General features: G+C 69.2%; 22 protein-coding genes. 15 read left to right on the top strand and 7 right to left on the bottom strand.

What is annotated here, in order from left to right:
* The first annotated feature begins 45 nt into the window (after positions 1-45).
* Positions 46-879: a lysophospholipid acyltransferase family protein gene (locus H7K45_RS12315; RefSeq protein WP_263996087.1), complete on the top strand. Its 834-nt coding sequence runs from the start codon at positions 46-48 to the stop codon at positions 877-879.
* Here H7K45_RS12315 and H7K45_RS12310 read toward each other — a convergent pair.
* Genes H7K45_RS12310 through H7K45_RS12300 form a run of 3 tightly spaced genes read right to left on the bottom strand, consistent with a single transcriptional unit; the run spans position 876 to position 4363 of the window.
* On the bottom strand, positions 876-2438 hold the full coding sequence (locus tag H7K45_RS12310; protein WP_263996086.1) for a long-chain-fatty-acid--CoA ligase: 1563 nt from the start codon (positions 2436-2438) through the stop codon (positions 876-878). The two genes, H7K45_RS12315 and H7K45_RS12310, sit on opposite strands and share 4 nt — an antisense overlap.
* A gap of 31 nt (positions 2439-2469) precedes the next feature.
* On the bottom strand, positions 2470-4077 hold the full coding sequence (locus H7K45_RS12305; RefSeq protein WP_263996085.1) for an amidohydrolase: 1608 nt from the start codon (positions 4075-4077) through the stop codon (positions 2470-2472).
* 43 nt (positions 4078-4120) lie between these two features.
* Positions 4121-4363, bottom strand: a complete 243-nt coding sequence (locus tag H7K45_RS12300; RefSeq protein ID WP_263996084.1) for a DUF3253 domain-containing protein — start codon at positions 4361-4363, stop codon at positions 4121-4123.
* 66 nt (positions 4364-4429) lie between these two features.
* Here H7K45_RS12300 and fadD8 point away from each other — a divergent pair, with 66 nt between their 5' ends.
* Positions 4430-6031 carry a fatty-acid--CoA ligase FadD8 gene (gene fadD8 / locus H7K45_RS12295; RefSeq protein WP_263996083.1) on the top strand — a complete coding sequence of 534 codons (1602 nt, stop codon included), beginning with the start codon at positions 4430-4432 and terminating at the stop codon, positions 6029-6031.
* Between the two features lie 80 nt (positions 6032-6111).
* Here the strand turns inward: fadD8 and H7K45_RS12290 are convergent, their stop codons facing one another.
* Positions 6112-6777 (bottom strand): FadR/GntR family transcriptional regulator, encoded by a 666-nt coding sequence (locus H7K45_RS12290; protein ID WP_263996082.1) that lies wholly within the window; start codon positions 6775-6777, stop codon positions 6112-6114.
* 86 nt (positions 6778-6863) lie between these two features.
* On the opposite strand from H7K45_RS12290, the gene H7K45_RS12285 reads away from it, so the two are divergent.
* The 10 genes from H7K45_RS12285 to H7K45_RS12240 all read left to right on the top strand — a co-directional run bounded on the left by H7K45_RS12285 (position 6864) and on the right by H7K45_RS12240 (position 15935).
* Positions 6864-8066 carry a CynX/NimT family MFS transporter gene (locus H7K45_RS12285; protein ID WP_263996978.1) on the top strand — a complete coding sequence of 401 codons (1203 nt, stop codon included), beginning with the start codon at positions 6864-6866 and terminating at the stop codon, positions 8064-8066.
* Between the two features lie 89 nt (positions 8067-8155).
* Positions 8156-8851 carry an HAD family hydrolase gene (locus H7K45_RS12280; RefSeq protein WP_263996081.1) on the top strand — a complete coding sequence of 232 codons (696 nt, stop codon included), beginning with the start codon at positions 8156-8158 and terminating at the stop codon, positions 8849-8851.
* A 10-nt stretch (positions 8852-8861) separates the two neighbouring features.
* Entirely contained in the window at positions 8862-9311 is a 450-nt protein-coding gene (locus H7K45_RS12275) for a nitroreductase family deazaflavin-dependent oxidoreductase (protein ID WP_263996080.1), read from the top strand.
* Between the two features lie 20 nt (positions 9312-9331).
* Positions 9332-10246 (top strand): 1,4-dihydroxy-2-naphthoyl-CoA synthase, encoded by a 915-nt coding sequence (locus tag H7K45_RS12270; RefSeq protein ID WP_263996079.1) that lies wholly within the window; start codon positions 9332-9334, stop codon positions 10244-10246.
* An 8-nt stretch (positions 10247-10254) separates the two neighbouring features.
* Positions 10255-12420 (top strand): thiamine pyrophosphate-dependent enzyme, encoded by a 2166-nt coding sequence (locus H7K45_RS12265; protein ID WP_263996078.1) that lies wholly within the window; start codon positions 10255-10257, stop codon positions 12418-12420.
* Between the two features lie 36 nt (positions 12421-12456).
* The gene (locus tag H7K45_RS12260; RefSeq protein ID WP_263996077.1) at positions 12457-13554 is read left to right on the top strand and encodes an alcohol dehydrogenase catalytic domain-containing protein; all 1098 of its coding nucleotides are present in this window, start codon (positions 12457-12459) and stop codon (positions 13552-13554) included.
* 85 nt (positions 13555-13639) lie between these two features.
* Positions 13640-14089 (top strand): hypothetical protein, encoded by a 450-nt coding sequence (locus tag H7K45_RS12255; protein WP_263996075.1) that lies wholly within the window; start codon positions 13640-13642, stop codon positions 14087-14089.
* Positions 14086-14655: a GNAT family N-acetyltransferase gene (locus H7K45_RS12250; protein ID WP_263996074.1), complete on the top strand. Its 570-nt coding sequence runs from the start codon at positions 14086-14088 to the stop codon at positions 14653-14655. Before H7K45_RS12255 ends, H7K45_RS12250 begins: the two co-directional genes overlap by 4 nt.
* A complete protein-coding gene (locus H7K45_RS12245; RefSeq protein WP_263996073.1) occupies positions 14652-15524 on the top strand; it encodes an SDR family oxidoreductase in 873 nt (290 codons plus the stop codon). The genes H7K45_RS12250 and H7K45_RS12245 overlap by 4 nt, the downstream gene beginning before the upstream one ends.
* 36 nt (positions 15525-15560) lie before the next feature.
* The gene (locus H7K45_RS12240; protein ID WP_263996072.1) at positions 15561-15935 is read left to right on the top strand and encodes a VOC family protein; all 375 of its coding nucleotides are present in this window, start codon (positions 15561-15563) and stop codon (positions 15933-15935) included.
* A gap of 51 nt (positions 15936-15986) precedes the next feature.
* On the opposite strand, the gene H7K45_RS12235 is transcribed toward H7K45_RS12240, so the two are convergent.
* The 3 genes from H7K45_RS12235 to H7K45_RS12225 are packed head-to-tail and all read right to left on the bottom strand — an operon-like array spanning position 15987 to position 17855.
* Positions 15987-16292, bottom strand: coding sequence for a DUF3349 domain-containing protein (locus tag H7K45_RS12235; protein ID WP_263996071.1), 306 nt, complete (start codon positions 16290-16292; stop codon positions 15987-15989).
* A gap of 11 nt (positions 16293-16303) precedes the next feature.
* Positions 16304-16585: a hypothetical protein gene (locus tag H7K45_RS12230; RefSeq protein WP_263996070.1), complete on the bottom strand. Its 282-nt coding sequence runs from the start codon at positions 16583-16585 to the stop codon at positions 16304-16306.
* Between the two features lie 25 nt (positions 16586-16610).
* Positions 16611-17855 (bottom strand): inorganic phosphate transporter, encoded by a 1245-nt coding sequence (locus tag H7K45_RS12225; protein WP_263996069.1) that lies wholly within the window; start codon positions 17853-17855, stop codon positions 16611-16613.
* 252 nt (positions 17856-18107) lie between these two features.
* On the opposite strand from H7K45_RS12225, the gene H7K45_RS12220 reads away from it, so the two are divergent.
* From H7K45_RS12220 to H7K45_RS12210, 3 genes are read left to right on the top strand one after another with little or no spacing between them, the layout of a single operon-like run.
* Entirely contained in the window at positions 18108-18434 is a 327-nt protein-coding gene (locus H7K45_RS12220) for a DUF3349 domain-containing protein (protein ID WP_263996068.1), read from the top strand.
* Between the two features lie 47 nt (positions 18435-18481).
* Complete coding sequence (menE, locus tag H7K45_RS12215; RefSeq protein WP_263996977.1) at positions 18482-19579, top strand: o-succinylbenzoate--CoA ligase; 1098 nt, start codon at positions 18482-18484, stop codon at positions 19577-19579.
* Positions 19580-19586: 7 nt separating this feature from the next.
* Complete coding sequence (locus H7K45_RS12210) at positions 19587-20201, top strand: pyridoxamine 5'-phosphate oxidase family protein (protein ID WP_263996067.1); 615 nt, start codon at positions 19587-19589, stop codon at positions 20199-20201.
* The last annotated feature ends 127 nt before the right edge of the window (positions 20202-20328 follow it).

Raw genomic sequence — 20328 nt, 5'->3', positions numbered from 1 at the left:
CTGCAGTTACTGCATTCATTGCAGTTGGCGCACTATGCTTGGGTCATGCCACTCGTCGAGGTGTCCACCTACCAGCGGTGGATCGAGAACGTCGCCGACCGCGTCGACCCCCTGGTCTCGTTGGCCAAGCCCTACGTCGACGGGCTCGACCACCTTCCCCGCGACGGCCGCTTCCTGCTCGTCGGCAACCACACCCAGGCCGGCACCGAGGCCCTGCTGATCCCCTACGTGGTGCGACGCCAGATTGGGATCCGGGTGCGACCGCTCGCCGACCGCAGGTTCGGCAACGTCAAGGGCGTGCCCGGCGACCTCTTCGCCGCCGCGGGCGCCGTGGTCGGGACGCCGGAGACGGCGCATCGGCTGATGGAAATGGGCGAACCCATCCTGGTGTTTCCCGGCGGCGGGCGTGAGATCTCCAAGGCGAAGGATCAGCTGTACACACTGATGTGGAACGGCCGCAACGGTTTTGCTCGCATCGCCGCTGCACACGACTATCCGATCATCCCCGTGGCCCTGGTCGGCGGCGACGACGCCTACCACGTGCTCACCACCAGCGACGGGCGCTGGGCGCGGTGGAGCAAGCCTCTCGTCACGCGCCTGACCGGAACCCCCGACATGGCGATGCCGCTGATGCGGGGCATCGGACCCACGCTGATTCCGCGCCCGCAGCGCACCTATCTGCGTTTCGGCACACCGATCGACACGACCAAGCCGTCGGCGGTGGCCGCCGAGGAGTGGACGGCGACGGTCCGCGAGCGGGTCAAGGTCGCACTCGAGGGCGACATCACCGCGCTGCTGGAGGTCCGCGCACGCGATCCCTACCGGCAGCTCGCGCCGTGGGCCAGGGGCGCCGCGGTCATGCCGGGACCCACCCGCTAGACCTTGCGGCCGGCCTTCTCCCAATGTGGTTGCCGCAGATCCTTCTTCAGGATCTTGCCGGTCGGATTGCGGGGCAACTCGTCGACGACGTCGACGGTGCGCGGGCACTTGTAGCCAGCCAGCCGCTCCTTGGCCCAGCTGATCAGCTCCTGCTCGGTCGCCTCGCCCTCGAGTGAGACGACGGCCTTGACCGACTCGCCCCACTTTTCGTCAGGCACGCCGATCACGGCCACCTCGGCGACGGCGGGATGTTCGGCGAGCACCCGCTCGACCTCGATCGAGTAGACGTTCTCACCGCCGGTGATGATCATGTCCTTGAGCCGGTCCTCGACGAAGATGTAGCCGTCGGCGTCGACCCTTCCGATGTCACCGGTGCGGAACCAGCCGTCCTCGGTGATGGCCTCCTTGGTGGCGTCGGGTTTGTTGTGGTAGCCCTTCATCAATTGCCTTGACCGGAACCACAATTCGCCCTGCGTGCCCGGCTCGACGTCCTCCAGGCTGTCGGGGTCGACCACCCGCACCTCCGCGCCGGGGACGACGCGGCCGGCGCTACCCATGCGCTCCTCGTCACCGCTGCGGTGATCCTCCGGCGCCAGCAGGCTGATGACGCCGCCCACCTCGGTCAGCCCGTAGGCCTGGATGAAGTCGGTGTCGGGCCAGGCCTCCAACGCCTTGCGCAGCAGTGGCAGCGGCATCGGCGACGCACCGTAGCCGTAGGTCTTCAACGCCGAGAACAACTTCACCGCGTCCTCACCGGACTCCAGCACCTTGGCCAGCACAGCCGGCACCAGGAAGGTGCGGTTCGCGCCGGAGAGGATGCCGCCGGCCAACTGCGCGCCGTCGACGTCGCGGGTCATGTAGCTGGCCACCCCGGTGTGCAGACCGAGCTGCATGTAGGACGACCCGCCGACGTGGAACAGCGGCATGGACACCAGGTTCTTGTCACCCTCGTCGAGTTCCCAACCGGCGAAGGCACTTTCGGTGTGAGCGATCAGGTTGGCCTGCGTCAGCGCGACGCCCTTGGGCCGTCCGGTGGTACCCGAGGAGTACATGATGATGGCGACGTCGTCGGGCTCCACGTCCTCCGACCGGTCGACCGGGGTGGCCGCGGCCAGCAACGCCTCGTACTCGTCGCCGTCTGCACCGTCGGGCGTGACCTCGACGACCTTCTCCAAGGCAGTCAGCTCGTCGCGGATCTTGTCCACGTTCGGCTTCAGCTCGGCCCCGACGATCAGCACCTTGGCACCGGAATCGTTGAGCACGTAGTCCATCTCGTCGGCCGCGAGCCGGAAGTTGATGATCGCGGTCGCCGCCCCGATGGAAGCCGCCGCCAACGTGGTCTCGACGCAGGCAGGGTGGTTCTTGTCGAGGAACGCGACCACGTCACCGCGACCGACGCCCAACTCGGTCAGCGCGCCGGCGAGACGGCGGATGCGGTCGTACCACTGCGACCACGTCCAGGTGCGGTCACCGAAGGTGACGGCTTCGTCGTCGGCCTTGGCCGTGGCCCAGTGAGCGGTGCGTTCGTCGAGGAAGCGAGGTGTTGGCAACTCTGGCATGTGCGCCAGCCTGCCATGAGGCGACGGGCGGTCACTCAGATTTCGAATAAACACGGCGTCCTGCCAGGTACGTGGCGAGGACCTCGAGGTCGGCGACCGTCTCGGGCGGCACGGCACGGGGATCGGCCGAGAGCACCACCAGGTCGGCGTACTTGCCGACCTCCAACGAGCCGATGACGTCGTCGGAGAACAGCTGCCAGGCCGCGTCCAACGTCTGCGCCCGGATGGCCTGCTCGACGGTGATGCGTTGCTCGGGTCCCAGCACCCGGCCACTGGGTGCCACGCGGGTGGCCGCGACGCTGATGTTGCGCAGCGGCTCCTCCGGGGTGACGGGCGGGTCGTTGTGCAGCGAGACGCGCATGCCCGTGGCGAGGGCGGAGCCGACCGGCATCCAGCGCGCCGCGTGCTCTTCGCCAAACAACCCGTCGGCCAGCACGTCACCCCAGTAGTGGATCTGGTCGACGAAGATGCTGCACGTGACCCCCATGTCGTGGGCGCGTTGGAGCTGCGCGTCGGTGATGGCGCCGACGTGCTCGAGCCGCAGGCGGTGGTCCTCGCGCGGATGTGCTTGCAGCGCTTGCTCATACACGTCGAGGATGGTGTCGACGCCGTTGTCGCCCTGCACGTGGCAGGCCATCTGCCACCCCAGCGGGAGGTACGCGGCGACGATCTCGGTCAGCTGCTCGCGGGTGTAGTTCGCGTGCCCGCAGGAGCCGGGCGTCACGCCGATCGACGTGGTGGCGGGGGTGTCCAGGTAAGGGAACGACAGGTCGATGTTGCCGATCCACGGCGACCCGTCGACCCAGATCTTGATGCCTACCTGGCGCACCACGTCGTCACCGTTGTCGACCACCTCGGTGGTGGACATCGCCGGCGTCGACATCTCATACGTGCGCAACCGCACGGTCAACCGGTCGCGCAGCGCCCCCAGCACCGGGCGGAACATGGGGTCGAACGCCATCTCCGAACACGTCGTCAGCCCGGCGCGGTTGAGACGTGCGCATTCGGCGAGCAGCATCTCGGGGTAGCCGTCGCGGTCCACCGCGCCGCCGATCAACGGGAACACCGCGCCCGTCTCCTCGGCGGTTCCGTCGAGTTCTCCGGCGGCGTCGCGACCGTACTTGGCGCCCTTGGGATCCGGGGTGTCACGGGACAAGCCAAGAGTGCGAGCGGTGACCGAGTTGAAGTACGCCTTGTGGCCCGAGTTGTGCACGATCACCAGCGGGGTCTCGGGGGCCATCTCGTCGAGCCACGCCAGCGTCGGCTCGGGCAGCCCGACCTGGAGCAGCGGATCCCACCCGTTGAGGTAGGCCCCCGACGTGCCGCGGGCGTGCACCTCGTGCCGGATCGCGGCGAGGACCTCGTCTGCGGTGCCCAGGGTGACGGGCCGGACGTCGACGATGCGATCGGCCAGCACCATGGCCTCCATCAGGGGGTGCCCATGCGCCTCGATCAGGCCGGGCATCACGCATCCGTCGCCGAGGTCGACGACCACGGTCTCGGGGCCGACCAGCGCCTCGACCTGCGCCCGGTCGCCGACGGCCACCACGCGTCCGTCGGCGACGGCGAGGGCCTCCGCGGTGGGCATCGCGTCGTCGACGGTCAGGACGGTGCCGAAAAGAGCCAGGTCAGCGGGCATGCCGACATCCTGACAGAGGCCGAAGGAAGTTGGGCCGAAACACCTACCTGATCCGGATCCGAATCGGCCCGCGCCACGGCTGATCGGGGTCGAGGACCGTGCCCTTCTGGCTGATCTCGACGTCACCCGTGCGGGCCAGCTCGCGTGCGACGTCGCGGGCGTCGTCCATCAGATTGCGCCACTCGTCCCCGCCGATCGCCCGGGCCGCGTCGGACGGACAGATGGTCTTCGACGGACCGCGCTGACGGGCCAGGTCGAGGATCGCCGCACGCAGTTGGTCGGTCACCCCACCCAGTGAACCGCATCCGGCAGACCTTGAAACAATTTCTGTAACACGTTCTAATCTGAAGCCATGAGTGATGCCATGCTGCGCCATCCCGTCCACTCCGGCCACCTCACCGTCGGCGCACTGAAGCGTCACCGCGACAAGCCGGTGCTGTTCCTCGGCGACACCACGCTGACCGGCGGAGAGCTCGCCGACCGCATCAGCCAGTACGTTCAGGCCTTCGAGTCGCTTGGCGCGGGCACCGGCGCGGTGGTGGGCCTGCTGGCGCTCAACCGTCCCGAGGTGTTGATGATCGTGGGCGCGGGCCAAACCCAGGGCTACCGCCGCGTGGCACTACACCCTCTCGGTTCACTCGACGATCACGCCTACGTGCTGACCGACGCCGGCGTCACGTCGCTGATCGTCGACCCCAATCCGATGTTCGTAGAGCGGGCCGTCGGACTGCTGGACAAGGTGCCGTCGCTCAAGCAGGTGTTGACGATCGGCCCGGTGCCCGCCGATCTGGCCGACGTAGGGGTGGACCTGACGGCCGAGGCCGCGAAGTTCCCCGCGCGTCCGCTCGTCGCGGCGGATCTGGCGCCCGACACGGTGACCGGGTTGGCCTACACCGGCGGCACCACGGGCAAGCCGAAGGGCGTGATGATGACGTCGCAGGCGACGACCACCATGTCGACGATTCAGCTGGCCGAATGGGAGTGGCCGGAGAACCCCAAATTCCTGATGTGCACGCCACTTTCGCACGCGGGCGCCGCGTTCTTCCTGCCGACGATCGTCAAGGGCGGCGAGATGGTGGTGCTGTCGAAGTTCGACCCGGCCGAGGTGCTGCGCACCATCGAGGAGCAGAAGATCACCGCCACGATGCTGGTGCCGTCGATGATCTACGCGCTCATGGACCATCCGGACAGCCGCACCCGTGACCTGTCGTCGCTGGAGACCGTCTACTACGGGGCGTCGGCGATGAACCCGGTGCGGCTCAAGGAGGCCATCAGCCGGTTCGGGCCGATCTTCGCGCAGTACTACGGGCAGTCCGAGGCCCCGATGGTCATCACCTATCTGGCCAAGGCCGAACACGACGAGAAGCGCCTGACGTCGTGCGGACGCCCGACCCTGTTCGCCCGCACGGCGCTGCTCGGCGAGGACGGGCAGCCCGTCGCGCCCGGTGAGGTCGGCGAGATCTGCGTGTCGGGACCGCTGCTTTCGGGCGGATATCTGAACAAGCCGGAGGCGACCTCGGAGACGTTTCGCGACGGGTGGATGCACACCGGCGATCTGGCCCGCGAGGACGAGGACGGCTTCTGGTTCATCGTCGACCGCACCAAGGACATGATCGTCACCGGCGGTTTCAACGTCTTCCCACGGGAGGTCGAGGACGTCGTCGCCGAACACCCGTCGGTGGCGCAGGTGTGCGTGATCGGCACGCCCGACGAGAAGTGGGGTGAGGCCGTCACCGCGGTGGTGGTGCTGCGCGCCGACGTGCCGACCGACGAGCAGTCCATCGCCGCGATGACCGCCGAGATTCAGGCCGCAGTCAAGGAACGCAAGGGATCGGTGCAGTCGCCCAAGCAGGTCGTCGTCGTCGACTCGGTACCCGTGACCGCGCTCGGCAAGCCCGACAAGAAGGCCGTCCGCGCTCAGTTCTGGGAGGGTTCCGAGCGTCGCGTCGGGTAGTCCCTCCCCCGCGAGCAGACACAAACGTGCCGCATCACTCGGCGTGTCGCGCAGTTTTCCGACTGCTCGCGGGAAGGGGATTAGGCGGGCAGGCCGTCGAGGATGCGGTCGATCAGCTCCCCCGCCAGGCGTGCGGCCCCGTCGGCGTCGCCGGCCGCGACGAGGTCGAGCAGTGCACCGTGGTCGACGATTTCGACGGGTGCCTCGTGTGTGGTCGCGACGCTCGCGGTGACGGCCTCGACGAGTCCGCGGTACAACTCCGTCAGCGTCGCGTTGTGGGAGCTGCCGACGACGGCGAGGTGGAAGTCGGTGTCGGCGCGGGCGAAGTCGTCGGTGTCCCCCGCGTCGAAGCAGGCGTCACGGCGGGCCAGTAGCCGTCGCAGTTCGGCGACGTCGTCGTCGGTGCGCCGGGTTGCCGCGAGCCGGGCGCCCTCCACCTCCAGGCCGCGGCGCACCTCCAGCACCTCGCGGAGCTCCGCGCCGTAGAGCCGTCGCAGGGCGCCCGACACCTCGCTGGTCGCGCGCACGTAGGTGCCGTCGCCCTGGCGGACCTCCAGAAGGCCGGCGTGCGCGAGGGCCCTGACCGCCTCACGCACGGTGTTGCGCCCCACGCCCAGCGATTCGACGAGCACGGTTTCGTTGGGGATCCGTCCGCCCACCGGCCACTCACCGCTGCTGATCAGGGTGCGCAATTGGTCGATGACCTGGTCGACCAGGCCCGTCCGCCGGGCAGTGCTCAAGGGCACAGCGACATCCTTTCAACCAATCATGGGATGTATGGCACAGTAGCAGCGTGCGTGGCGACCAGCAGGACGAAACTTCCGGACCCAAGGTGGCGGTGCAGCCCGACCCGTCGGCGGCCGTCTCCCCCGCCGGCGTCGCCGGCGGCGCCCTGCTCGCGGTGGCCGTCATCCTGGTGGCCCTCAACCTGCGGCCCGCCGTCACCAGCGTGGCCCCTCTGCTGGGCGACATGCGTGACGAGTTGGGCACCTCGGCCACCTGGGCCGGGCTGCTGACGACGATGCCCGGATTGTGCTTCGCCGCCGCCGGACTGACCGCGCCACGGCTGTCGAGTCGCTTCGGCCTCGGCCGCGTCATCTCCGGCGCGCTGGCGGTTCTGACCGCCGGCCTGCTGATACGCACCCTGGACGGCCCGCACGTCGTGATCGGCGCGACCCTGCTGGCGTGCGCGGGCATCGCCCTGATCAACGTGCTCATCCCCGTCGTCATCAAGGGGTCCTTCCCCACCCGCGTTGGCCTGATGACCGGCATCTACACCGCCGCGCTGCAGGGCGGCGGTGCGCTGGGATCGGCCGTCACCCCCGGCCTGGAAGAACCGCTGGGCGGGTGGCGGATGGCGTTGGCGGCATGGGCGGCGATCGCCTTCCTGGCCTTGCTGGCGTGGCTGCCCGCATCGCGGCGGCACCGCGGGTCGTGGGCCGCCTCGACCGAAGCCACCGGCCCACGGCGGTCGCTGCTGCGCAACCGGCTGGCCTGGACCGTGACGCTGTTCTTTGGCTGCCAGGCATTCCTGGCCTACATCGTGATGGGTTGGCTGCCACAGATATTCATCGACAACGGCATCGGGAAGGTCCAGGCCGGGATCCTCGTCGGGCTGGTGTCGCTGATCGGGGTTCCCGTCGCGCTGGTGATCTCCCCGCTGGCGGCTCGCTCGGCGAACCAGAGCGGGTGGATCGTCGGGCTCGGCGTCCTCGGCTTCGGCGGGGCGATCGGTCTCTTGGTGGCCCCCGCCGCCGCGCCGTGGGTGTGGAGCGTGCTGATCGGTGTCGGCATGAGCGCGTTCTCGCTGGCGCTCACGGTCATCGCGCTGCGGGCCCGCAACGCCGAGGACACTGCCCAATTGTCCGGCATGGCACAGGGTTTCGGATACCTGTTCGCCGGGCTCGGGCCGTTCCTGTTCGGGCTGCTGCACGACGTGTCCGACGGCTGGACCGTTCCGTTCGCCATGTTCCTGGTGGTCTACGTGGTGCAGGTCGCCGCCGGAGCCGCGGCGGGCCGCAATCGCTACGTGTGATCCGCGCTCGAACGTGAACTAGTTCGCGACGATCGCCGCATTCGTCGTGCACGTCTTCACACTCGGCGCTCGATGGGGGTCAGGGCACAATGAGCGCCGTGACCATTCCACGCGCGGTGCTCTTCGACTTCTCGGGAACCCTGTTCCGGCTCGAAGAGGACGACAGCTGGTTCGACGGCATCGAGGTCGACGAGCAGGCCGTCGACGGACACGTTCAGGCCGAGTTGATGAGGCGGTTGACCGCACCCACCGGCGCCTCGGTCGACATGGACGAGCGGGCCCAGCGGGCCTGGAGCAACCGCGACCTGGAACCCCACCTGCATCGTGAGGCCTACCTGCACGTGTTGCGTGAATCCGGCGTCGCCGACCACCACGCCGCGAGGCTCTACGAGTTGGTCGTCGACCCGGCCAGCTGGACGCCGTATCCCGACACCGCCGCCGTGCTCGCCGGTCTGCACGGCCAGGGCATCCGCACCGCGGTGGTCTCCAACATCGCATTCGACATCCGGCCGGCCTTCGTCGCGATCGGTGCCGCCGACGACGTCGACGAGTTCGTGCTGTCCTACGAAGTGGGCGCCGTCAAACCCACGGCCGAGATCTTCCAGACGGCGCTGAAGCGAGTCGGCGTCGCGGCGCAGGACGCACTCATGGTCGGCGACAGCGAGGAGGCCGACGGAGGGGCCGTCGCGGTCGGATGTCGCTTCGCCCTCGTCGACCCGGTGCCCACCGCGCAACGCCCGACCGGGCTGATCGAGGCCCTTCAACGCTCGGGTCTGTCGGTCTAGACTTCCGAACATGCCCAGGGACGAGGACATTCGCCCGCCGTGGTGGCTCAAGCCGATGAACAAGGTCATGATGACCGCGATGCGGCTCGGCCTGATGCGGGAGGGCCCGATCGTCCTGAACGTCACGGGGCGCAACTCCGGCGTCCCTCGTCCGACGCCGGTCACGCCGTTCACCGTCGACGGCAAGCGCTACGTCGTGGGCGGCTTTCCCAAGGCCGACTGGGTGAAGAACCTCCGCGCCGCCGGTGAGGCGACGCTGACGCAGGGCCGCACCAGCGAGCCGGTGCGCGTGGTCGAACTCTCCCCCGACGAAGCCCGGCCCCTGTTGCGCCAATTCCCGGTCCTCGTGCCCACCGGGGTCAGCTTCATGACGCGCTCCGGGTTGGTGACCGGGCCACACCCCGACGAATTCGAGGCCCTCGCCGGCCGTTGCGCGGTCTTCCGCTTCGACCCGGTGTAGCCCTGGCTACAGTCAACCGGGTGAGTTCTGACAACCCGTTCGACCCGACCGTGTGGCAGCCCGTCGAGGGCTTCGAGCTGACCGACATCACCTATCACCGACACGTCGTCGACGGGGTGTCCAAGCCGACCGTGCGCATCGCCTTCGACCGGCCCGAGGTGCGCAACGCCTTTCGCCCCCACACCGTCGACGAGCTGTACCGGGTGCTCGACCACGCCCGCATGAGCAACGACGTCGGGGTGATCCTGCTGACGGGCAACGGGCCGTCGGAGAAGGACGGCGGGTGGGCGTTCTGCTCCGGTGGCGACCAACGCATCCGGGGCCGCACCGGGTATCAGTACGCGGCAGGCGAGACTGCCGACACCGTCGATCCCGCCCAGGCCGGCCGGCTGCACATCCTCGAGGTGCAACGGTTGATCCGCTTCATGCCCAAGCCGGTGATCTGCCTGGTCAACGGCTGGGCCGCCGGCGGCGGACACAGCCTGCACGTGGTGTGCGACCTGACGTTGGCCAGCCGCGAACACGCCCGCTTCAAGCAGACCGACGCCGACGTCGGCAGCTTCGACGGCGGTTACGGCAGCGCCTACCTGGCGCGGCAGACCGGCCAGAAGTTCGCCCGCGAGATCTTCTTCCTCGGCAGGCCCTACACCGCCGAGCAGATGTTCGCCATGGGCGCGGTGAACGAGGTGGTCGGCCACGCCGAGCTGGAAACCGTTGCGCTGCAATGGGCCCAGGAGATCAACGGCAAGTCGCCGCAGGCCATCAGGATGCTGAAGTTCGCGTTCAACCTGCTCGACGACGGACTGGTCGGCCAGCAGGTCTTTGCCGGCGAGGCGACTCGGTTGGCCTACATGACCGACGAGGCCGTCGAAGGACGCGACGCCTTCCTGGAGAAGCGCGACCCCGACTGGTCGAGCTTCCCGCGCCACTTCTGAGCGACGCCATGGCCGAGAAGATCGACGAACACTTCCTGGACGCGGTGGGCGGGTTGCGTTCCGGGGCGCACCGCGTCGACCCCGATGCGCCCATTGCGGCGTCGTCGATGCTGACGATTCGAGACGTCCTGGACCTGTTCGACTCACAACTGGGCAGCCGACACCTCGACCTCGCCGCGCGCTGGCTGCGCTCGCGGGGCACGGGCTTCTACACGATCGGATCGTCCGGCCACGAGGGCAACGCCGCCGTCGCCGCGGCCCTGCGGCCCACCGATCCCGCTCTGCTGCACTACCGTTCGGGCGGATTCTTCCTGCAGCGCGCCCGGCAGGTCGACGGTGGCGATCCGCTGCGCGACGTGCTGCTGGGGATGTGTGCGGCCACCGAGGAGCCGATCAGCGGGGGGCGGCACAAGGTCTTCGGTCGCCACGACCTGGCCGTCATCCCACAAACCTCGACCATCGCCTCGCACCTGCCGCGTGCCGTCGGGGTGGCCTTCTCGATCGGCCGGGCCGCCAAACTCGGAATCGAGACACCGTGGCCGCGGGACGCCGTCGCGGTGTGCAGCCTCGGCGACGCGTCGGCGAACCACTCGACGGCCACGGGTGCGTTCAACACGGCGACTCATGCTGCCTACCAAGGACTTCCGCTTCCGCTACTGTTCGTCTGCGAGGACAACGGCATCGGCATCAGCACCAAGACCCCGAGTGGATGGATCGCGGCAAACTTCGGCACCCGCGTCGGCCTGGAGTACTTCACTGCCGACGGATCCGACGTCGTGGACGCCTACGCCGTCGCGACCAGGGCCGCCGACTGGGTGCGCAAGCATCGCAAACCCGCGTTCCTGCACCTGCGCACCGTGCGACTGATGGGCCACGCAGGCTCCGACGTCGAGGCGGCCTACCGCACGCCCGCCGAGATCACGGGAGACTACGACCGCGACCCGGTGCTGCGGACCGCGCGGTTGCTCGTCGAGCACGCCGGCCTGGCACCCGCCGAGATCCTGGACCGCTACGAGGCCAAGCGCAGCCAGGTGGTCGACATCGCCGAGGAGGTCGCCGGACTGCCGCAGCTCGACAGCGCAGCGGCGGTGATGCGCCCGCTGCGCGAGGGCCTTGCCGAGGCCGTGGCGGTGACTCCCGGCGGCGACGGCGACCAAGCGGGCGACCACATCCCCCTGACGTTCGCGCAGTCGGTCAACCGCGCGCTGGTCGAGGTGATGACGGAGCACCCGGGGGCACTCGTCTTCGGCGAGGACGTCGCCCGCAAGGGTGGCGTGTACGGCGTCACCCGCGGACTGGCCCAGAAGTTCGGTCCCGCACGGGTATTCGACACCCTGCTGGACGAACAGGCCATCCTCGGGCTCGCGCTCGGCGCCGGCCTGGCCGGTCTGCTGCCCATTCCCGAGATCCAGTACCTGGCCTACCTGCACAACGCCGCCGACCAAATTCGCGGCGAGGGCGCCACCCTGCAGTTCTTCTCCGACCGCCAGTACCGCAACCCGATGATCGTGCGCGTCGCCGGGTACGGCTACCAGAAGGGGTTCGGAGGGCACTTCCACAACGACAACGCCGTCGGGGCGCTGCGGGACATCCCCGGCATCGTGATCACCTCGCCGTCGCGCCCCGACGACGCCGCCGCGATGATGCGCACCTGCGCCGCGGCGGCACGCACGGCGGGCACGCTGAGCGTCTTCCTGGAACCCATTGCGCTGTACCACGTTCGGGACCTCCACGAGCCCGGTGACGAGCAGTGGGTGGCCCCGTATCCGACGGAGGCCGTCCCGATTGGCAGGGCCCGCACCCACGGCGACGGCACCGACCTGACCATCGTGACCTTCGGCAACGGCGTGCCGATGAGCCTGCGGGTCGCCCGCCGACTTCAGCACGACGGCATCTCCACCCGCGTCGTCGACCTGCGTTGGCTGGCACCACTTCCCGCGGCCGACGTCCTGCGCGAGGCCACCGCCACCGGCCGAACCCTGGTGGTCGACGAGACGAGGGCCACCGGAGGCGTCTCCGAAGGGGTGCTGGCGGCGCTCGTCGACGGCGGCTACACCGGTGCGCTGGCGAGAGTCGCCAGCGAGGACAGCTTCATCCCCCTCGGTGACGCCGCGCTGACGGTGCTGCTGTCGGAGGAGACCGTCGACGCGGCAGCTCGCAAGCTAGTCTCCTGATCCGATTCACACCCCGCCCAATCCCCCAGGAGTTCCATGAAGGCCATCGTGTTCCGCGATCCCGACACCGCCGTCGAATTCGCCGACGTCGACCTCGCCGGTCCGAAGGCCGGTGAAGTGCGCGTCGAAATCGCCGCCGCCGGCGTCTGCCACTCCGATCTGCACGTCAAGCGCGGCGAGTGGGACGCGCCCGCGCCGATGGTGATGGGGCACGAGGGCTCCGGCGTCGTCGTCGAACTCGGCGAGGGCGTCACCTCGCTGGCCGTCGGGGACCACGTGGTGCTCAGCTGGGTGCCGCCCTGCGGCGAATGCCGGTACTGCCGATCCGGCCGCGAGGCCCGCTGCCAGGGGGCCGCCACCGTCATCGCCCCCAAGGGCGTGCTGTACGACGGCACGTCGCGGCTGTCGAAGGACGGCGAATCCATCCACCACTACCTCGGGGTGTCCTCCTACGCACAAGAGGTCGTCGTCCCCGCCTCGGGAGCGATCAAGATTCGCGAGGACGCCCCGCTCGACGTCGTCGCCGTCGTCGGGTGCGCCGTCGCGACCGGCGTCGGTGCGGTCCTCAACACCGCCGCCGTCGAGCCCGGTTCGACGCTGGCGGTGATCGGCTGCGGCGGCGTGGGCCTCAACGTCGTCCAGGGCGCCCTGCTGGCCGGCGCCGAGCGGATCATTGCAATCGACGTGCTACCCGCGAAGACCCAGCTGGCCATGCAGTTCGGCGCGACCGACCGCATCGACGCCAGCACCGGAGACGCGGTGGCGCAGCTGTTCGACATGCTCCCCGACGGCGTCGACTACGCCTTCGACGCCATCGGCCGCACCTCGACCACCGAGCAGGCGATTCAGATGCTCGGCCTCGGCGGTGCCGCGGTCATCGTCGGACTGCCGCCGACCGGTGCGAAGGCGTCGTTCGAACCGCTCGTCCTGGCCGAGGCCGACCAGCGCATCCTGGGGTCGAACTACGGGTCCGTGCGGCCGTCGGTCGACATCCCCGCACTGGTCGACCGGTACATGGACGGGCAACTGCACCTCGACCCGCTGATCTCCGGTCGCCGCCCGCTCGCCGAGGCCGCCGAGGCGCTGGCCCACCTCGAGACCGGGGAAGCCCTGCGCACCTTGCTCATTCCCTGAGGACCACCCTCGGACTCGGTCGCGCTACCGTTCGGTGAGCGGTCGTCGACACGCCGGACTCGCGAGGGGGCACGTCATCGAAGCCATGGTCACCAGGTGGGCGATCGGCGCCCTCGGCGTGCTGGCCGTCGCCGTGGCCGTCGGGCTGCCCTGGTACGCCGCGCAGGCCGTCGGCGGCTCGGCCGACATGGCGGGCTGGGGAGCGTGGTCCACCGTCGGCGACGTCGACGCCGGGTTGCGGCCGCTGCCCCTGGGAGTCTTGGTGCTGCCGTCGGCCGGACTGATGGTCTACGGCGCCGTCCGCGGCGCCTTCGGCCTCGCCGTCGTCGGCGCCATGGCGACCTTTGCCGTGGCCGTGCTGCCGTTCCTCGTGATGCGCGCGGTCGACCGCCACGTGCCCGGCAGCGGTTCGGTGGCCGTCGAGGTGGCGGCGGCGCCGCTAGCCTTGCTCGGCGTGGGATTCGTCGGCACGGTGGTCTGCTGGATCGGCTACGCCCGATGCGTCCTTCGGCCCTCGCCACGGCAGGACGCGTGAGCACCCTCGGCGCCCTGCGCATCGACGCCGGTGTCGTGGTGCTGCGCAAGGCCCGCGACGACGACCGTCGCTCGATCATCGACCACCTCGTCGACCCCGACGTCCACGCCCATCTCGGCGGTCCCCAGCCGCGCCGGACCGTCACCCGCGACCTGGACGAGGCCGGCGTGGCCGCGGCCACCCACTCGGCGGGCTCCTACGTCATCGCCGACGCCGAGACCGACACGTTCATCGGGACGGTGTCGCTGACGCGCCGCGGCCTGCACCATCCCGGGCATCTCGGCCCGTCGGGTGAGGAATTGGAGCTGGCCTACACGCTGGACCGCCGGTACTGGGGACGAGGTCTCGCCTACCGGGCGGCCAGCGCACTGCTGCGCACCGCAGCCGCCGAACTGCGCGACGAGCCCGTCATCGTCGTCACCCAGAGCGCCAACGTCCGCTCACTGAACCTGGCTCGCCGGCTGGGCTTCGTCCCCGTCATGACGTTCGAGGAGTTCGGCGAGCAACAGACGTTGGCGGTCGCCAGTCTGGGCCAATTCGCCGGCGACCTAAGCTCTGGGCCGTGAGCAAGAACCCCCTTCGCCGTTTCGCCGACACCCTGCTGCTCGCGAGCATGCGGCCACCGCTGGCCGCCCAGCTGTTCGGGCCGCGGCAGCAGGTCGACCCGGCAGGCAAGCGGATCCTGGTGACCGGCGCATCGTCGGGCATCGGTGCCGCAGGCGCGGTGAAGCTCGCCGCCGAGGGTGCCCGCGTGATCGTCGTCGCCCGCCGCAAGGACCTCCTCGACGAGGTCGTCGGGCGGATCGAGGCGACCGGTGGCGACGCGACCGCGATCGCATGTGACCTGTCGGACCTCGACGCCGTCGACGCCCTGGTCGCCGACGTCGACGAGCGGTTCGGTGGCGTGGACGTGCTGGTCAACAACGCCGGCAGGTCGATCCGCCGGCCGTTGGCCGAATCGCTGGAGCGCTGGCACGACGTCGAACGCACGATGGCGCTGAACTACTACTCACCGCTGCGCTTGATCCGCGGCTTCGGCCCCGGCATGCGGGAGCGCCGCGACGGGCACATCGTCAACGTCTCGACCTGGGGCGTGCTCAACGAGTCCTCACCGCTGTTCGCCGTCTACAACGCCTCCAAGGCGGCCCTGACCGCCGTCAGCCGCGTCGTGGAGACCGAGTGGGCCGCCGACGGCGTGCATTCGACGACGCTGTTCTACCCGTTGGTCAAGACGCCGATGATCGTTCCCACCCGCGCCTACGACGGCCTGCCCGGGTTGTCGGCCGAGGAGGCCGCCGACTGGATGGTCACCGCCGTGCGGCGCCGCCCGGTACGCATCGCACCGCGCATGGCCGTCACCGCCCACGCGGTGAACAGCTTCGCCCCGGCCGCGGTCGACGCGGTGATGAAACGGCAACGCGTCCAACCCTTCTAGACCGGCGAGTCGCGGACTCGTGTTAGAACGGCAGACATGGAGATCCTGGCGAGTCGCGTCCTGCTCCGGCCCGCCGACTACCGGCGCTCAGTCGCCTTCTACCGCGACGACATCGGACTGGCGATCGCGCGCGAATACGGCGCAGGCACGGTGTTCTTCGCCGGGCAGTCGCTGATCGAACTGGCCAATCACGGCACTCCCCGCTCGAGCGCGGGTGCGCTGTGGCTGCAGGTGCGCGACGTCTACGCCACGCAAACCGAGCTGCAGGCCCGGGGCGTGGCGATCGCCAGGGCGGCCGCCGAGGAACCGTGGGGGCTGCACGAGATGCACGTCGTCGACCCCGACGGCGTCACCCTCATCTTCGTGCAGGTGCCACCGACGCACCCGTTGCGTCGCGACACCAGGAACTGAGACGTCCCCCCGGCTCCGTAGAGCCGAGGGGACGTGTCGTCGAAATCTCCGTCAGCGCGTCGCGGTGGCCAGCGGCCAGCCCACCGACGCGAGCCGCGAGGCGACCTGGTGCAGCTCCTCGGGGTTGGGCTCCTTGTCGATGACGCCCTGGACCGCGGCGTGGATCTCGGCCTCGGTGACGGTGTCGCCGTCGGTCGAGCGCAGGATCGTCTGCGCGGCCCTGACCACCTCGTCCTCGGTCAGCGAACGCTTCAGCAGCGCCAGCAGCGGGAAGTAGTCCTTGGGCGGCACGCCGTCGGGGTAACCCTTGTTCAGCCAGGTGACGACGTTGTCGAGCAAACCCTTGTTCTCGGTCATGGTCAGTCAGCTCACTTTGGGAGGAAGGGGACGGGGTTGAAGCCGAAGTGGTGGATGATCGTCGCCTTGGTGATGTAGAGGATCGCGATCACGATGACCGCGGCGACGGCGGCGAACAGGAGCAGCCCGACGAACTTCAGCGCCGGGTTGGGTGCCGTGGTGGTGCCGTCGGCCTCGGCTCCGCCGGACCCCTTCGCGAAGGCCACCAGTCCGACCGCGAAGATCGCGGGCAGTCCGGCGCCGAGGATCAGGCCCACGGCGAGGACCTTGAGAATTGCTTCGAGATAAGTCATGTCAGTTCTCTCACTGGTTCCGGGATCAGACCGACGCGGTGGGCTGCGAGACGCCGCCCTTGCGCTCGTCGACGGGGACGACCGAGTTGGTGGCGTCGTCCCAGTCGGCGTTGACGTTGTTGTGGTCGACCTTCTGCTGCTGGGCGCGCCAGTACATGAAGCCCGACAGCCCGGCCAGGATCACGAAGATGAGTCCGTCGCCGGCCAGATCGGATCCCGAGGCCGACTTCACGACGCTCGACAGCCAGTACGAAAGCGCCCCGACGAGAGCGGCGGCGGGCAGCGTGATGAGCCACGCGGCGGCCATCCGACCGGCCACCGCCCAGCGGACCTGTGCGCCGGGCTTGCCGACACCGCTACCGAGGATCGAACCGGTGGCGACGTGGGTGGTGGACAGCGCCATGCCGGCAGCACTCGAGCTCAGGATGATCGCGGCCGACGACGCCTCGGCGGCCAGACCCTGGGGCGACTCGATCTCGACGAGACCCTTGCCGAGGGTGCGGATGACGCGCCAGCCGCCGATGTAGGTGCCAAGGCCGATGGCGAGCGCACAGGACGCGATGACCCAGAACGGCAGGCCGTCCTTCTTCACGTCGCCGGTCAGATGGCCGGTGGTGATCAGCGCCAGGGCGATGACGCCCATCGTCTTCTGCGCGTCGTTGGTGCCGTGGGACAGGGCGACGAGCGAGGCGGTCGCGATCTGGCCCCAGCGGAAGCCGTCCTCGCGACGCTTCTTGTTGACCTTGCGGGTCAGGCGGTAGACCAACCAGGTGCCGCACGCGGCGACCAGACCGGCGATGAACGGGGCGGCGAGCGCGGGCAGGATCACCTTGGCGAAGACGCCGCTCCAGTTGACGCCGGCCAGGCCAAGGGCCGCGAGGCCGGCGCCGATGAGTCCGCCGAACAGGGCGTGCGAGGAGCTCGACGGGATGCCGAACAGCCAGGTGAGCAGGTTCCAGAGGATGCCGCCGATGAGGCCGGCGAAGATGATGGTCAGACCGGTCGACGGGTCGATGCCCGAGATGAGCGAACCGGTCTTGCCGTCCTGGATCTTGAGGACCGAGGTGGTCACCGTGACCGCGACCTCGACGGAGAGGAAGGCGCCGACGAGGTTGAGCACCCCGGCGAGGATGACGGCGGTCTTCGGCTTCAGGGCGTTGGTGGCGATCGACGTCGCCATGGCGTTCCCCGTGTCGTGGAAGCCGTTGGTGAAGTCGAACGCCAGCGCGGTGGCGATCAACAACACCAAGATGATCATGGTTGTGTCCATAGCTGAGATTGTGAGGCTTCTCAGGTCGATTTGACCAGCCGGTGATCGACTGAATCACACGCCTCACCTGGGCTTTCAGGGTCCCGGCCGAGCTGTTCACCCACTGTTCACCCAAAGGGTGGGGCACGTTCGTCTGCGAACCCGAAAACTCCCTCGCGGGACGCCGCGGTGGGACAACCGTCGTACCGCGCATCTACCATCGGACTATCGCCGCGACCGGAACCTCGCCGCGGCCACTAGGGGAGTCGACTCGTGAACGCATTTCTCGCAAAGATCGTCGCCTGGATCACCGCGGGCTACCCCGAGGGCGTCCCGGGGCCGGATCGGGTGCCGCTCATGTCCCTGCTGAACCGGCGCCTGTCCAACGACGAGGTGAAGGCCGTGGCGAAGGCTCTGATGGACCGTGGCGAGTTCGACCACATCGACATCGGCGTCCTCATCACCCAGATGACCGACGAACTTCCGCAGGAGGACGACGTGGAACGGGTGCGAGCACGCTTGGCCGCCAAGGGTTGGCCGCTCGACGACGCGCGCGACGGCGACGCCGCGATCACCGACGACGGCGAGGGTTCCGCATAGCCTCCCTACGCGCCGTCGTCATACCGCCGATCCCGTCGCCCGAGCCGCTGCTCGCGGTCCTCGAAGGGGTTCTGGACGGCCGAGACCCGGCAATCCTGCCGGTGCCCGCCGACGTCCGGTCGGCAGAATCGCTCACCTCGTCTCTCGGGATCGGCGAGGACATCGACGACGACGTCGCACTGGTGGTGTCCACGTCCGGCACCACCGGGGTGCCGAAGGGCGCGATGCTCACCGCCGCGGCGCTGATCGCGAGCGCCTCGGCCACCCACGACCGCATCGGCGGCCCGGGCACCTGGCTGCTGGCGCTGCCTGCCCATCACGTCGCCGGAATGCAGGTGATGGTCCGCAGCCTGCTGGCCGGCACCGTGCCGGTTGCCGTCGACCCTAGCTTCGACGTCGTCGAATTACCCTCTGCGGTCGAGGCATTGGGGTCGGGTCCGCGATACGCCTCCCTGGTGGCGGTGCAACTGGCCAAGGCGCTGGGCGACCCGGGGGCCACCGCTGCGCTGGCCGACCTGGACGCCGTGCTGATCGGCGGCGGACCGATGCCGGCGGCGATCGGGGAGGCAGCCGCGGCGGCGGGCATCCGGGTGGTGCGCACCTACGGCATGAGCGAGACCGCCGGTGGCTGCGTGTACGACGGCGTGGCCCTGGACGGCGTGCGCGTGCGACTCGACGACGGTCGCGTCATCCTCGGCGGAGCCACCCTGGCCAAGGGCTACCGGCATCCGACGGACCCGGACCCGTTCTCCGAGCCAGGCTGGTTCCGCACCGACGACGTTGGCGCCGTCGACGATTCGGGCCGACTGCGCATCCTGGGTCGCGTCGACGACGCGATCGGCACCGGCGGACTGACCGTCCAACCACAGTTGGTCGAGGCGGCGCTGGCCACCCATCCCGCCGTCACGGATTGCGCGGTGTTCGGCGTGACCGACGACCGGCTTGGCCAACGCGTGGTCGCAGCCGTCGTGCTCGCCGAGAACGCCACGGCGCCCACGGTGGCCGACCTGCGCACCCATGTGGCGCAGACTCTGGACGGCACCGCCGCACCGCGCGAAGTACACGTGGTCGACGAGCTGCCGCGGCGAGGCATCGGCAAGCTGGACCGAGGAGAGCTACGAAAACGGTTCGACACCGGTGGATGATGGGTCCATGACCCGAGAAGTCACCACCGAGGCGGATCTGCGCGCCATCGTCGGCCACCCGGTGCCCGCCACCGCCAACAAGGTCAAGGACAGGTTGTCGGAAGCCCAGCGCGACTGGCTCGCCCATTCGCCACTGGGTTTCGTCGCCACCACCGACGCCGACGGTCGGGTCGACGTCTCCCCCAAGGGCGATCCGCCCGGATTCGTCCACGTGCTCGACGACACCACGATCGCCATCCCCGAGCGGCCGGGCAACCGGCGCGTCGACGGATTCGTCAACGTCTTGCAGCGACCCCGCGTCGGCACCGTGTTCCTCATCCCCGGCCGTGGCGACACGCTCAGGATCAACGGCACCGCACGAATACTGGCCGACGCGGACTACTTCGACGACATGGCCGTCGGCGGCAAGCGGCCCATCCTCGCGCTGGAGATCGACGTCGACGAAGTGTTCTTCCACTGCCCCAAGGCGTTCCTGCGGTCGAACGCCTGGAAGCCGGAGACGTGGGACCCCACCGCAGTGCCGACGGTGGCGCAGCTGGCCAAGGCCATCAAGCCGGAGATGAGCGATCGCGAGCTCGAGGAGTACTACGCGGAAGAGAACGTGCGCAAGATTCTCTACTAGCGAGCCCCCGACCGGCGCAAAGATGGCGAATGATCGCTTCATTAAAAACCCGTGAGGCCCCGGGGGTTTGGTTTTGACGAATGGGGCAATTCCTGTCGGCGACAGTTTCACCCGCTTCTACTGATCG

The organism is Mycobacterium yunnanensis (assembly GCF_025823185.1).
GTDB classification, from domain to species: domain Bacteria; phylum Actinomycetota; class Actinomycetes; order Mycobacteriales; family Mycobacteriaceae; genus Mycobacterium; species Mycobacterium yunnanensis.
This window is presented reverse-complemented; position numbering and strand designations above follow the sequence as displayed.